General features: G+C 53.1%; 11 protein-coding genes. 4 read left to right on the forward strand and 7 right to left on the reverse strand.

The genetic code is table 11. From position 1 onward, the window contains the following. Positions 1 to 373 precede the first annotated feature (373 nt). On the forward strand, positions 374 to 1,267 hold the full coding sequence (locus PLIM_RS14070; protein ID WP_013110991.1) for a PLP-dependent cysteine synthase family protein: 894 nt from the start codon (positions 374 to 376) through the stop codon (positions 1,265 to 1,267). A 103-nt stretch (positions 1,268 to 1,370) separates the two neighbouring features. Here PLIM_RS14070 and PLIM_RS14075 read toward each other — a convergent pair whose 3' ends face one another. The 5 genes from PLIM_RS14075 to crtI form a co-directional block, all read right to left on the reverse strand. After that, positions 1,371 to 2,771 carry a sulfatase family protein gene (locus PLIM_RS14075; RefSeq protein ID WP_013110992.1) on the reverse strand — a complete coding sequence of 467 codons (1,401 nt, stop codon included), beginning with the start codon at positions 2,769 to 2,771 and terminating at the stop codon, positions 1,371 to 1,373. A gap of 325 nt (positions 2,772 to 3,096) precedes the next feature. After that, complete coding sequence (locus tag PLIM_RS14080; protein WP_013110993.1) at positions 3,097 to 3,882, reverse strand: lysophospholipid acyltransferase family protein; 786 nt, start codon at positions 3,880 to 3,882, stop codon at positions 3,097 to 3,099. Positions 3,883 to 3,962: 80 nt separating this feature from the next. Next, on the reverse strand, positions 3,963 to 5,519 hold the full coding sequence (locus PLIM_RS14085) for a phytoene desaturase family protein (RefSeq protein WP_013110994.1): 1,557 nt from the start codon (positions 5,517 to 5,519) through the stop codon (positions 3,963 to 3,965). 170 nt (positions 5,520 to 5,689) lie between these two features. Continuing rightward, the gene (locus PLIM_RS14090; protein WP_013110995.1) at positions 5,690 to 7,105 is read right to left on the reverse strand and encodes an aldehyde dehydrogenase family protein; all 1,416 of its coding nucleotides are present in this window, start codon (positions 7,103 to 7,105) and stop codon (positions 5,690 to 5,692) included. Between the two features lie 53 nt (positions 7,106 to 7,158). Continuing rightward, complete coding sequence (crtI, locus tag PLIM_RS14095) at positions 7,159 to 8,820, reverse strand: phytoene desaturase family protein (RefSeq protein ID WP_013110996.1); 1,662 nt, start codon at positions 8,818 to 8,820, stop codon at positions 7,159 to 7,161. Between the two features lie 321 nt (positions 8,821 to 9,141). Here crtI and PLIM_RS22995 point away from each other — a divergent pair, with 321 nt between their 5' ends. From PLIM_RS22995 to rph, 3 genes are all read left to right on the forward strand, one after another. After that, positions 9,142 to 9,654, forward strand: coding sequence for a DUF1294 domain-containing protein (locus PLIM_RS22995; RefSeq protein ID WP_196349451.1), 513 nt, complete (start codon positions 9,142 to 9,144; stop codon positions 9,652 to 9,654). Positions 9,655 to 9,787: 133 nt separating this feature from the next. Then, a complete protein-coding gene (locus PLIM_RS14105) occupies positions 9,788 to 10,954 on the forward strand; it encodes a hypothetical protein (protein WP_013110998.1) in 1,167 nt (388 codons plus the stop codon). A 78-nt stretch (positions 10,955 to 11,032) separates the two neighbouring features. Then, on the forward strand, positions 11,033 to 11,752 hold the full coding sequence (gene rph, locus PLIM_RS14110; protein ID WP_013110999.1) for a ribonuclease PH: 720 nt from the start codon (positions 11,033 to 11,035) through the stop codon (positions 11,750 to 11,752). Between the two features lie 121 nt (positions 11,753 to 11,873). Here rph and PLIM_RS23000 read toward each other — a convergent pair whose 3' ends face one another. Both PLIM_RS23000 and hemL read right to left on the reverse strand, forming a co-directional pair. Beyond that, complete coding sequence (locus PLIM_RS23000; protein ID WP_013111000.1) at positions 11,874 to 13,325, reverse strand: DMP19 family protein; 1,452 nt, start codon at positions 13,323 to 13,325, stop codon at positions 11,874 to 11,876. Positions 13,326 to 13,526: 201 nt separating this feature from the next. Further along, positions 13,527 to 14,858, reverse strand: a complete 1,332-nt coding sequence (gene hemL / locus PLIM_RS14120) for a glutamate-1-semialdehyde 2,1-aminomutase (protein ID WP_052301691.1) — start codon at positions 14,856 to 14,858, stop codon at positions 13,527 to 13,529. Between the last annotated feature and the right edge of the window lie 13 nt (positions 14,859 to 14,871).

Genomic DNA, 14,871 nt, shown 5'->3' on the forward strand with positions numbered 1-14,871 from the left:
AGCACCAGCAGAATGAAAACGTGAAGTTGAAAAGCGTAAAGACCACGCCCTTCCGCAAAACCTTCAGGGCGTGCCACCCAAAGTCGTGCACTCGACGGTGACAGGTGTGTGCCATGCTTGCGGCTCCGAGCAAGCATGCTTCACAGGCTCGCAACGCACAAATGATCATCGGAATACGTAAGAGTTTGGAAAGAAACCGTTTCTGGCGAAATTCATAAGTGAGCAGCCAGCGAGCCCTCGATTCCACTTTCTCCACTCTGTACGGAAGAACAAGTTCAAGATCGTGCATTTTGCTGAGCTCTTTGGCACTCTATTTCTTTGAGGCTTACGACAAATCCCCTGTATTCCTCTGCATAGAGCGATAGAGAACAAGATGCTTTCTCCACTCAATACGCCGTTGGTCCCTGTCTCTCTGGATGGTGGTTCGCCAATCTACGCGAAGCTGGAATACCTGCAGCCTTCGGGTTCGACCAAAGACCGGTTGTCGTTTTTCATTCTCGGCAAAGCGATACGAAACGGAACCTTGAAACCTGGCCAATCAGTGATCGAGGCGTCGAGTGGTTCGACGAGCATTTCATTAGCGATGGTTTGTGCTCATCTGGGGCTTAAGTTTATCGCCGTCATGCCGGAGGGAGTGAGCCAGGAGCGCATCAAAAGCATTACGGCTTATGGTGCACAGGTGGTTTTAACCCCGGCGAGTGAAGGCATTCTGGGTTCATTGACCATGTGCCGGAAGCTGGCTGCGGAGCAGGAAGGGTTTCTGCCCCGGCAGTTTGAGAACCTCGACAATGCACGGGCTCATCAGACGCAGACTGCCCAGGAAATTGCCCATGAGTTGGGGACGCAGTGCATTGATGCGTTCGTTTCGGGAGTTGGCACCGGGGGGACGCTGGTCGGCAACTACTGGGGTCTCCGGGATTTTGGTTGTCCTGTATCGGCAGTGCTGGCCAAACCTGTGAGCCGTCAATTGATCTCGGATGTCGAGTGCTGCAGCTTCTCAGGGAAGATTCCCGGCGTAGTCGATGGGTTATCCACGATCTATCGCGAAGCCCGGATCGACCATCTGATCGAGATTGAAGTCGATGATGCCCTGGCGATCGAAACGACAAAAAAGCTGATTAAAAAAGGCTTCCCCGTCGGCCCGAGTTCGGGTCTCAACTTTGCGGCTGGCGAGATCTTACGCGAGAAGCATCCACATCTGAAAACCATCGTCACGATCTTCCCGGATCGCATGGATCGCTACTTCAGCACCCCGCTCTTCGCATAGTGATCAGGGCGACCAAGTTCAATCAGCCTGCTGTCGTATAATCGCATTAGCGTAGCAGCATTTTGCCAAGACGTCAGGGCATTTCGCTGGGGATCATTGCCGACTATTGAAGCTGTGGGGGGCCTGGAATCACTTGGGATTGGTGAGCCTTCACAGCTTCCTGAATACGAATGAGAACCTCGGGATGTGCGGCGGCGACATTACGTTTCTCGGAAGGATCGCGACCGAGATGAAAGAGCAGTTCTGGTTCATGCCGTTCCGGTTTTGAGCCTCCATAGCCTGTTTGAGTCTGGAAATGAGCCTTCCATTCACCCAGGCGGCAGGCAAAAAGTTGATTGCCTCGATAATAAAAGAACGGTCGCTCCGGCAGAGGCCTGGATTCGAAAAGTAATGGCGCGAGATCGACGCCATCGAACACAACATCCTTCGGGAGCGATGCACCGGCCAGGGCCAGAGCCGTGGGAAACACATCCATCGCACTGGCGAGCTGACTGGTCACGCCGGGCTTGATCCGGCTCGGCATCCAGGCAATCCCGGGTACACGCATGCCGCCTTCCCAGGTGCTCCCTTTGCCATCCTTGAGCAGACCGGCACTGCCGCCTTGATCGCCCATGATGAGCCAGGGGCCGTTATCACTGGAGAAGAAAACAAGCGTATTCTCAGCGATACCTTCCCGACACAAGGCTCCCAGGACCTGCCCCACACTCCAATCCAGCTCTTCAACAGCGTCACCATAAATGCCCGCACGGCTTTTGCCCTTGAAATCCTGCGAGGCAAACATGGGCACATGCGGAAAGGTGTGAGGCATGTAGAGGAAGAATGGAACGTTCTTCTTCTCTGTGATGAACTTGATGGCTTCTTCGGTATAACGTTTCGTTAACGTGGTCTGGTTTGCCGGTTGTTCAACAACCTCTCCATTGCGCAACAGCGCCACATTCCAGCCGTCGAGCGGTGGATTGGGTGAACCCGTCGAGCCTTTCGGCAAATCGGCCCGGGCATCCATATCATTGGAGTATGGCAGGCCAAAGCTTTGATCGAAGCCCTGATCCAATGGACGCGACCCCGGGTGAATGCCGAGATGCCACTTGCCAATCTGTGCAGTGGCATAGCCCTTTTCCTTGAGTGCCTCGGCGATGGTGATCTCTGCCGGGGGCAACCCTCCTTTGGAGTTTGGAAACAGCACGCGGCGAGCCCCGCACATGCCACTGCGAATTGGCAATCGTCCCGTGAGCAAAGCCGCTCGGCTGGGGGTACACACCTCGGCGGCAGAATAAAAATCTGTAAACCGTAATCCCTCCGCAGCCATCTCGTCGAGGTGCGGCGTGCGGATTGTTGGCGACCCATAACAGCCGAGATCACCGTAACCAAGATCATCAGCAAAGATCACCACGATGTTGGGCTTCGTGGAATCTGCGGCGAAGGAAGCACCGCAGAGGACGCAAAAGCTCCAAAGCAACAACGTGAGACGGGATGTGGCCGATGTAAGGTGATGAGCGGGTGACATGTGCTGCCTTTCGCGGAGTTACGCGGGCGATTTCCCTGGTTTCGGCCCATTCACACTCGTGGCGAGCGGACTCGACACCAGAATCGATGCGATGACAGGAACCCCGATTCTACTGGCTCCACGCAGAAGATTTCATCGCCAGTTCGAGTTGGCGTATGGAAATAGAGAAAGATGTTTCTCTATTGAAATGCGAACAGGGCCGAGAATTGGTGCATTTCGTAAGAACTGCATGCACCCTACCTAAGATAAGACAGAAGACCCTCACCCTGACCTCTCCCACGAAGACGTGGGCGAGGGTTCCAGACGGGATAGGGAGACATAAATTTTAGTGGCTAGCTGGGGGCTTGCGTTTCCAGCTCAGTCTGAGTGATCGCCACCAGCCGTAAATGCTCGACATCCCTTGCTGGCCGTCGATCATGGTTTCGAACAGCTCAGGATTTCGCTGCATGGCTGCTACCTGGAGTTCATCCTGGGCTGTTGTCAGAAGCTGTGAAAGTTCCTGCTGGCAGATATGACGGTCTCGCGACAGGCTGGCAATCTCGCGAGTGGTTCCCAGGTGAACCAGCACTTCAGGAAGTCGCTCATCCCAGAAAACATACTCAATGGCAATTGGCTGCACGACGCCGCTGGTCAATCGTGAGAGTACTTGTGGCAAGCCTGCCATCAGTTCGGCGGGCCGCTCGCGGGCATCGGCAAAGCGGCCTTGCGGAGTCATCCATAAAGCGTGGGCCGGGCTGCTGGTAATAGCCTGTGCCATTTTCAGGAACTGAACAGCTCCCCGCGGCGTACCGCGATCCACCCCAAAGAACCCGATTTTCTCGAAGAACTTGTAACTTTCGAGAGCTTCCCGATCCATGGCTCCATAATGATTTCGATTGGGCCAGAACTCTTTGGCAATCAACAGCCCCACCAGCGGATCCCACCAGGAGGCATGGTTCATGTAGGCCACCAGTGGAACATCCGGCCCTGCCCGCTGGGCATCCGATTTCAGCACGCGCATCGCGCGAAAGTGCCGGGCGAGGTACCTTCGGGAATACCAGGCAAACCCGTCGAACCATCTCTGATTGATGCGAGGAAGTTGTTCGGGGGATGTCTGATTCGGGCCCGTCACCTGTCAGTTCTCACGTTCTGGCTGAAGAATAGACAACCACCGGCAGACAAACGATTTAGTCGATCTCATCATGAAAAAGATTATCGCCCTGCCGTAACCAGGTCTCTGCGGACAGGTTCCACGACCCGGTCCTGATCGAGCGAATCAGCCGCAATCCAGCCCGACATCATGACCATGGGCATGCCAGGGCCGGGATGGACACTGCCACCCGCCATATACAGGCCCTTGACTGCGGCATATCGATTGGCGGGCTTAAACGCGCCCATGTACTTCCCATGACTGGCCAGGCCGTAGATGGCCCCCTTCAAGACACGATACCGGTCTTGAATGCTCTGGGGAGTCAAGGCGGATTCGTAGACGATGCGGTCTTCAATATCAGTCAATCCGGCAGAGCGTTTGAGCTTATCGAGAATCACCTGTCGATACTCAGGGAGCATTTTGTTCCAATCCTGCCCGGATCTCAGATAAGGAGTATGTACCAGAATATAGAGAGCCTCGCCGCCGGCTGGAGCAACTGCGGGCTCAGTGACGGCAGGTGCGCAGATGTAACATGTCGGATCTGGCGCAGGAACTCCCTGGTTATAGATCGCATCGAACTCTTCGTGAGGATCTCGCGAGAAAACAAAATTGTGATGCAATAGCTGAGGATATCGCTCTTTCAGACCCAGATAGAGCACCACACCTGAGCAGGCCGGTTCGTACTTGCGTTCACTCAAAAATCTGGTGCGATCGGTGGGCTCCAGCAGTTCCTCATGCATACGCACGCAATCGGCATTTGAAACGACGGCGTCACAGGCAAATGTACGACCAGCGCGAGTTGTAACCCCCGTGACTTTGCCGGCTGACTTCTGAATTTTCTCAATCGGTTCTCCTTCGTAGAAAACCACACCCAGATCGGTGGCCAGCTTCCTGAGAGCAACCGGGACAGCCCGAGTTCCGCCCATCGGATACCAGATCCCTTCCTGCGTCTGCATGTGGGCGATGCCGCACAAGACTGCTGGTGAAGCATCAGGGGATGAACCCACATACTGCGTGAAATGATCCACCAGTTGCGAAACGCGGGCATCGGGAATGAACGATCTCACGGTTCCTGCGACCGAACTTCCCATGCGTAAGGTAAGCATGTCCTTCAGCCCCCGGAAGTCCATCAACTCGCCAGCGCGGAACATATCTTTGATCGAGCCCACCGACCGCCAGAAAAAGACACGATTGCTCAGATCGTGCAGTTGAGCCGAGTATTGCAGAAACTTGCGATAGCCATGCCCGGCTGCTGGATTCTCGGAAAAGTCGTTGATCCGGCGGTACATCTCATCCACGTTGGCCACCAGATCGAGAATATCGCCGTCATCAAAAATGCAGCGCCATTGGGGATCAAGCGGAACCATTTCGAGATAGTCTTCGAGTGGTCGCCCGGCCTCAGCGAAAATTCTCTTGAGAACAGAAGGAAGCGTTAAAATCGTCGGGCCCATGTCAAACCGGAAGCCCGCTTCATTCAGTACCGCAGCCTTACCACCAGACCACTCATTCTGTTCGAAGACCGCGACCTGGTAACCTCGCGCAGCCAATGTACAGGCTGCTGCCAATCCACCCAGACCAGCCCCGACGACTGCAACCTGCTGCGTTGTTTGATTAATCATCTATGGCTCAACTTTTGAAGAATTCTTTTCGTTTGCCCGATTATAGCCAGCATCAACACTTTAGAACTGTGATGTTATGAACAACTCTGCGAAAGAATCTGACAAAACCATTGTTTCTTTCCAAATACCGAACGGAGACAACCCACGCAATCTTCCATGGATTGCGGAGTTTATCTGCTCCATAAATTTTTGAGCATTTGCCACAAACCCTCTCGCGCTGTCGCTCCTGCACCATGGCACCACCTGGCCAATCCCGAAAGCAGATTTTCAGAAACCTTAACACCCAGATGCGGCTTCCATCGTCCCCGGGGGGACACAATCACCTGTAAGGTCGTCATCTCCATGAGACCGGGAATTCCCCGCGTGCGACCATAGCCACTCCATCGATTTCCGCCAAAAGCCACTCGTGGATCTGCTGTCGGTGCAATGAGATCATTGATGACCACACAACCAGTCGAGAGTTGTCGAGCCAGATGCATGGCTTTTTCTGTATTGCCAAAGATGGAAGCTGACAACGCATAATCAGACTTCCGATCCTCTGCCAGCAGTTCCTCGATCGACTGATACTCGAACACAGTCGCCACGGGGACGAACAAATCACTGTGCAATACAGCGGCATCAGCAGCAAGATTCCCCAGAAGAACCGGTTGCCAGTCTTCTTCCAGACTCCAGGAACCTGCCAGAACTTGCCCACCCTGGGCCACTGTTTGTTCAAGGGTCTGAATCGCTGGTTCTGCATGAACACGATCCACTGCGCACGAACCTCCTCGATGGCCGACTTCCTGCTGGAACAGATTCACCAGTTCATTGAGCCGTCCCAGGGGACAATAGACTTTGCGTGGAGCCATGCACGTCGCTCCGCCATTGATCATCAGACCAAACGCGAGACATTGAGCGGCCAGTTGAAAACTGGCATCCGGGAGCAAGTACATCGCATCACGACCGGAAAGCTCAAACGTGCCAGGTATGAGTTGCTCACTGGCTAACTTCAGAACGGCCTGGCCACCGCCGACGGAACCTGTCATGACGACAAAATCTGGTCGTTGTGCAAGTACCTCGGCCACCTCGGCATGGCTCTCACCTGTCACATACATCAGGTCTTCCGGCAGACCGGCTTCGACCAGCAATCGTTTCAACAGATCAGACACCGGCTGCGCCAGTCGACCGGGTTTCAAAATGATCCCGTTACCCGCCATGAGTCCTTGAAGAACCTGCACTCCAGGCAGGAAGAGCGGATAGTTGGATGGCCCCACAACCAGAACAATGCCGTGAGGCTGGCGAAGTTCCCAAACTTTCGCACCTGGCATCCAGAGCGGTTGACCGCGTCTTGAGAGTTTTTTGGGCGAGAGTGCCCGCCCTGCCACACGTTCCAGAAATTGGCACGCTTCGGCTAATGGAAGAATTTCCGCAGTCAGCGTCTCAAGAGATTGCCTTTGAGGAATCGTGATCGTATCAATGATTTCTTGCTGCGAACTCACAAGAAGATGGCGAAATCGCCGGAAGATACGGGCTTTTTCTGCAATTGAGCGACGACTCCATTCCTGCTGTGCATGTCGTAGTTGAGGCATCACATCAGTTAGAGCCACAGATCTATCCCGAAAAAACCATCGACCTCATCATTCGACTCGACATTCAGCCTTTAACCTATCGAAGTCTTGCTGTCGGGGGCAGAGGCCAGTTGATGAATTTCATGATGACTGCGACATGTGGCCAGATTGTCAACCATTTCTACCTGCTCAACGGGAACCGTGTGATCAGCGAGAATCGGTTGGGCAGCAAGTTGTGTTGGTGATCCGATTGCCGGGAACGAAACGTCTTGTTCGCCAAGATCTTCCAACAGGAGCTTTGAGGTAATGCGGGCTGATTCGTAGATAACGGGCAATCCGCTGCCGGGGTGAGTTCCTCCACCCACCAGATAGACTCCGGGAATATCAGCAAATCGATTTCGTGGCCGAAGATGCAGCATCTGCTGGAGGTTATGTGCCAGGTTGAAGGTGGCACCACGATAGATTTCGAAGTCTTCATCCCAGTTTCGGGGTGTGACGATCTTCTCGTAGCGAATTCTCGATTCGAGATCTTTCAGGCCAAATTTCGATTTGAGCTGCTCAATGACCACGGCTCGAAACTTTGCCTGCTGCTCGGGCCATTGAATGTTTTTGTGCTGATGCGAAACAGGTGCCAGCACGTAGAGCGTGCTGTGTCCCGCAGGAGCCAGTGAATCGTCCGTCACACTGGCGTTCTGCACATAAATTGAAGGATCCTTGGAGAGGATATGCCGCTGTTCGATGTCCTTAAGGTTCCCCTCGTAATCTCCTGAAATCAAAATATTATGATGTGACAGATGGTCGTAGCGCCCCTCAATTCCAAGATACATCATGAATGTCGAGCAGCTGTATTGCTTGCGTGCCAGAATGCGGTTCGACCATTTCGGGCGATGTTTCTCGGGAACTAGCCGTTCCATGCTGCGGGCAAAATCGCCATTAACCACAATAGCTTTAGCCCGATACTCGCCCTTGGAAGTCCTGGCACCGACAGCCCGTGAACCCTCAAATAAGAGTTGTTGAACTGGCTCTCCGTAATAAAACTGCACTCCCATCGACTGGGCGATTTCTGCCATTTTTTCAGAGACCGCGCTGCATCCTCCATAGGGATGAAATACGCCGTACTCATACTCTAAAAACGAGAGAATTGTGAACAGACTTGGGCAGCGGAACGGCGACATCCCGAGATATTTGCTCTGAAAAGAAAACGCGAGCCGAAGCCTTGAATCTGAGAAGTATCGCTTGAGATCGCCATCAACGGACGCCCAGGGCCTGACAATGGGAAGTAACTTGAGAAGTGGAAGAGCCAGGACATCTTTGAGCGAGTGAAACGGGGATTCGAGAATCGGGCGGAACATTTCCAGCTTGTGTCGATTCTCATCGAGAAATCGTCGAAAGTTTCGGGCGTCCTGCGGATTGAATTCTGCCAGTGCCTGCTCCATTCGAGTGACGTCGGGCGTGGCATCGAGCTGGCCACCATTCCCGAAGATGAGACGATACTGGGGGTCAAGCCGCTTCATAGGGACATCTGTCATCAGATCCCGACCAACAGCAGCAAAGATCTCGTGGAGAACTCGCGGGTAGAGAAAGAATGTCGGCCCGTAGTCAAAACGATAGCCATCAGCATTCAGGGCTGATGTACGGCCACCAGCGACCTCGCGACGTTCGAGGACGCGAACTTGCTTTCCCCGGCTCGCCAGCAGCATGGCTGTCGCCAGACCGCCAGGGCCACCACCCACAATGATGACATCACTCTCCACTCACAAACTCCTCTTGGGGAAGAAAGTTCAGAAAGACTTCCCGGGTGATGTCAAGATTTTTGAATCTTTTCTCGGTTTTCTGCTGAGCAACGCCGTCATACACGAAGAATCTCTCGATTCACCGCCACTTAGCAAGAATTATTCACATCTGGCGGAATTCGCCCAGTAGAAATTCTCACGACACCAATCACCTGTCATGGCAGACCGTTCGAACCAAATCGCCGAATTGAGCAATCTGAGTGCAATTAGCATACTTCTCTTCAGTCGAAATAAACATCCTGCTGAATGGCCAGCGAAGTCAACTTCTTTGAAGATCCCCCCATGGCGCAACGTACTTTTGTCCAGAATTTCAACTCGCGTCTGCAATCCGGCCTGGTGATCTTCTCTTTCCTCTGGCTAAGCGTGGCGTTTTTCTGGCTCTACCGGGCAGTGACTCTTGCAGGACAGAAGATTGACTTTTTTGTCGCGATCTACCTCTTTTTAACGATCCTTTGCAGTTTAGTGGGTTTTGTTCTGGCGTTCATTGATAAGCGTCGGTCAGTACGAGATCGGCCTCGTATTTCGGAACAAACACTCCATGCCTTTTCCCTCGCCGGGGGCTGGCCGGGGACTTGTATCGGCAACTGGCTCTTTCGCCACAAAACGCAAAAGACCTCCTATCAGGCGATGTTCTGGCTGATTGTGTTGGTACACCTTTCAATCGTCTCTTATTGCCTCTATCTCACCTGGTGGCCTGCCAATTCTGAACCAGCCAACATTTCCAAGCCTCCTTCGACCAGCCTCCCTCGGATCACTCCTCAACCTCTTCTTCCACCAACTGGTGCAACCGGGTGAATGCCCCCTTTTCCCATTCTTTCTGCAGCCCGCTAACTGATATTCAGTTACGAATCGACGTTGTTCGGGCTACTATAACCGCGTGATAGACTTCCCATTGCCATGGCCACAATGCAGTTCAAGAAGACGCCTCATGATCTCGCAGGAACTCACCACTCAACTTGCCAAAGCCCCCACACCCGGCGATGTCTTCGAGCGGCTCATCGAACAACTGGAGGCTCAGAAATCGTGGCATCTTCTTTTCGATGCACTGCTCGCCCAATCGAAGCTCAAACTGGGTCTTCCCACTCTCAAACCCACTTCGTTTGAAGATGTCCCCGCTGCTCTCAGGCCGCAATTCGAGAAAGACTATGCGACAGCCGCCCGTGCGGTTGGTACAGCATTACTTGGCCAGAAAGACATCACCGGAGCGTACCCCTATTTTCAGGCGATTCGCGATCTCGAACCTCTCGCTGCGGCATTGAAGGCGATCCCCTTGCCCGCGACCTGGTCCGAAGAGGCGCAAGCACTCATTCAGCTAGCACTTTATCAAAAGGTGGCTCCCGAACGCGGTGTCGAAATGATGCTCAAACTGCAGGGCACCTGCAGCACGATCACGGCACTCGACCAGATCTTTGCTGAACTTCCATCCGAAGCCCGCTCGCGCTGCGCTGTTCTCATGGTTCGCAATCTGCACCATGACCTGCTATCGAATCTCTCACGCGAAGTCCTGCAGAAGTCTCCGCTTGCCATGCCTCCCAAAACCATTCGTGAAGCGATTACTGGCCGCGACTGGCTCTTTGCAGAGTCAAACTACCATATCGACGTTTCTCACCTGCACAGTGTGGTCCGCTTTGCCCGTTCGATCATGAACAGCCCCGCCGATCTCGCATTGGCACGCGATCTGGCCGAATATGGCTCGATGCTCGACCCTCAGTTGCAATACTCGGCTGAACCTCCTTTTGACGACTACTACGCAGCCCATCAGCAATTCTTTTCTGTACTGCTCGAATCGACACCGGACGAACATCTGGCGTGGTTTCAGAAAAAACTCGATGCTGAACCTGATGCCCCTGATCGCGCTTTGATTGCTTACGTGATGGTCGATCTCCTGGCTCGCCGGAAACTTCTCAAAGAAGCGATCCCCTTAGCAAGAACCCATTTGATTGGTGCCGACCCTCAGTTTCTGGCAGCTTTTTCTGAGCTGTGCCGGGATGCCGGTGAGTGGGGCGTGCTTGCCGAGGTTGCCGCTGAAGAGAATGAACCCGTTCTCTATGCTGCGGCTCTGGCTGCCCAATGTCCCCAGCCATCAGCCAGCTAATCATTCTGAGTAAAACATTTATCGGCAGAACTTCGATTTCATTTCCACATTGAACGACAACTTGGGAGCACAGGCAAGATGAGACATGATGGTCGCCAGCCAGATGAACTGCGTCCGATTCGAATTCAGCGTCAGTTCACCAAAGTTGCCCCTGGCAGTGTGCTGATCTCGGCTGGTGACACAACTTTGCTCGTGACCGCCAGCATCGATGAAACCCTGCCTCCGTGGAAGGCAGCCGATCCTGCAGCTCAAAAAGGCTGGCTCACTGCCGAGTACTGCATGCTCCCCGGCAGTACCTCTCCCCGCAAACGCCGCGAACGCGAAAAGGTCGATGGCCGCTCGACAGAAATTCAAAGGCTCATTGGCCGCAGCTTACGGGCCTGTGTCGATTTTGAAACACTGGGGCCGCGCACGATCATGATCGACGTGGAAGTTCTGCAGGCTGATGGTGGCACCCGCACTCTGGGTATTACCGGCGGCTACATTGCCCTGTGCGATGCGATTGCGACCTTAGGTGATAAGGTTTCAAAAGACCGCCCTGTGCTGACCACGTCGATTGCTGCAGTCAGTGTCGGGATTTCGCACGGGACACCAATCCTGGATCTCGATTATATTGAAGACAGCCAGGCAGAGGTTGATCTCAATGTGGTTATGACAGGTTCGGGCGAATTCATCGAGATTCAAGGGACAGCCGAAGGCCGCTCGTTTACCCGCGCGCAGCTGGATCAACAGCTTGCACTGGCTGAGAAAGGCATTCGCCAACTCATGGAACTCCAGCAAGCAGCATTGAAGGGCTGATTGCATTTGCCTGGGTTGCGAGTGCTGAGCTGGGACTTGGTGCGTTCCGTAAGAACTTCATCGCACCTTACCTCAGAGGGAATAAAAAACACGTACACCCGTCTTCTTTAAGCGACACTTATCAATCTGGGACTACAAAGTGTTCTTTATGTTTGATCGCATACAATGCCAGTAGGGCTTCCACATTTTCACTACATTCGTAGTAGCGAGTGTCCAACCCATCAACAACTTGATCTTTTTTACTGGTAAAAGCGGCGAGCTGACGGTGCCGGGTGTCGTTATCAACCGCTGGACCCGCAGTTCCAAACAACTTGGTTGCCTCCTGTAAGATTAATGCACGCTTCTCAGCACCGATCGCCTTTAATCCAGCAAGAGCTGACTTCCAGTGATCGCCCGATGAATTCACGAAATATTGTGAATGCCCTCCGTTGCAGACTTCGCTGTCGTACATAAATACAGCGTAGTAGTGCTTCTGAGGCGAAGAGAGTTGATCGAACCCTTGTTTATCCAAAGCATCAAAGATGACCTCGCGCGCATTCGTCACACCAGACAATATCGCCAGTGCCTCTGCTGCAGCTCTTTGAATCTTCTCGTTACCTGACGTCAATTCCAATCGAAACAACTCTTCTGCTGAGGCATCAGGGTGATTTGCATAAGCGATAAGTGCCTCGGAATAATTGTAGTCATGAGGGTAATCGGCAACGAGAGGCTTCAGCGTCTTAAGGAGCGGCAGAAGTGTGTCATGAGGAATTTTATGGCCTGCTGTATTCAATGCCCGAATGATGTACTGAAGCTGTTTGTTCTCGATGGAAAAATAATCGGAAGAGAGCAGAATAGACATCGCACGATTGGTATCGATTGCAAGCAATAGTCCAGGAGCACGACCACTGACCGAGTTATCGGGACGATCCAGCAGTTTCGTTAATGCTGGAACCATGGCATCGAGGAATTCCGGGGTGCATCGTTTGGCTCGAATTCCTCCTTCGACACCCATCATCGCGAAAGAGCGAACATAGTCGTCATCATCACCCAGAGCGATCAGCATCGGCTCAATACATTCAGACGTGCCGATGTTACCTAGAGCATGAGCAGCATACTTGCGAAAATAGCTGTCATTATGCTGCATATATTTAGCCAGAGGCTGTGCTGCCTGGGGCGACCCAGACGACTCTAGTAGATCGGCAATTCGCTCGAAAGGCGATGCCGGGCCAGGGACATAACCTCCGTCACCGAATTTCATCGAAGCGGTTTTGGGATTGTTAAGTGCATTAATAAGCATTGGTACAGCCTTCATGCCGACCAGTTGAAGACGATCAAAGTTGAAGTGTTTGTCCTTCTCATCAAAGAGTTGATCGACCATTTTCTGGATTTCTTCATCCGAAATATCGTCAGGGATCGTTAACGCTTTTCGAGCGGCGAAATAGTCAGCAGCGGCTTGCTTGTAGTCGGGATTTTTCAACCAGTCGCTAAAACCACCATTTTCGCCATGGCGAGGCCTGAGCATTCGATATGTAATAAAGGTTCCTATGGAGATTATTACGACGATCCCTAAAATGAATGCGGCGTATTTCATACCATACCCTTAAGGATCTATGGTGGACTACTGTTGGTCATTTTCAGACTTATTGCCAAGACTTATATAAACTCGCCATGGAGCTTGTGGTTGCCATCTGCTTTCTGCAAAACAACTGCTTGTTGAACGTTTGCTAGAACATACTTGCCTGAAGCAGCAGCGAGCATGGGACAAGGCAATATTCCTCCAGGCAAATCCCCTCTAGGCAATATCTCCCAAAGCTTCATCTGCTGCACGGAGAGTCTGCTTCAAGTGTTCTTCCGTTAAAGCGGCAGACACAAAATGGGCCTCGAACTGGCTGCAGGCGAGATAGATTCCCCGCTCGAGCATCCCATGAAAGAACCGGGCAAAGCGTTTTGTATCACTCCGTTTCGCCACTTCATAACCTGTCACAACATCGGGATTAAAGAACAGAGTGATCATACTTCCCACATGCGGGCATGTATGAGGCAATCCATGCTTTGTGGCGAGTTCACTCAGGCCTTGAGCCAGGCGCGAGGTGTAGTTTGCCAGAGTTGCATAAGGCCGTTCATCACGCAGCACGCTGAGTGTGGCAATCCCGCTGGCCATCGCCACGGGGTTTCCGGAGAGCGTTCCTGCCTGATAGACCGGCCCGATTGGCGAAACCTTCCTCATGATATCTGCTCGCCCACCATAGGCCCCGACAGGCATGCCGCCGCCAATGATCTTTCCCAGAGTCGTCATATCGGGCGTGATCCCGAACAACTCCTGGGCACCACCATACGCCAGACGAAAACCCGTCATCACTTCGTCGAAAATCAGCACTGTTCCATGCTGAGAACAGAGCTCACGCAGCAGCTTCAGAAACTCGGGCGAAGGCACAACCAAGCCCATATTCCCGACCACAGGCTCAAGAATCACCGCAGCAAACTGATCAGGATGACGACGAAATGCATTTGCCAATCCCTCGCAATCGTTGTACTCCAGAACGGTCGTATGTTCTGTCACACTTGCGGGAATCCCAGGGCTCGAAGGGACACCATGGGTCAAGGCTCCACTTCCTGCCGAAACCAGCAGGCTGTCGACATGGCCGTGATAACAACCTGCAAACTTGATCAATCGATCCCGACCGGTGAATCCCCGTGCGACACGTATGGCCGACATCGTGGCTTCAGTCCCCGAGTTTGTCATCCGCACCATCTCGATTGACGGAACAGCCTCAATGACCATTTGGGCCAGTTCATTCTCGGCTTCGCAGGGGGCACCAAAGCTCGTACCACGATCGACAGCCGCATGAATGGCGGCAGTCACAACGGGATGGCGATGCCCTAAAATGTGCGGGCCCCACGAACCGATGTAATCGAGGTATCGATTCCCATCAATATCATACAGGTATGGCCCTTCCCCACGATCCATAACGACGGGTGTGCCACCCACACCACCAAAAGCACGAGCGGGGCTGTTCACACCGCCGGGTATCAGCTGTTGTGCTGCTGCAAAAACCTTCTCACTGCGGGAGTGAATCAAACGAACTTCATTCTCAATCGATCGAGGTGAATCAGCGACAGACATGCAGCATCCCAGC

The sequence above is a fragment of the Planctopirus limnophila DSM 3776 genome (assembly GCF_000092105.1).
Taxonomy (GTDB): Bacteria; Planctomycetota; Planctomycetia; order Planctomycetales; family Planctomycetaceae; genus Planctopirus; species Planctopirus limnophila.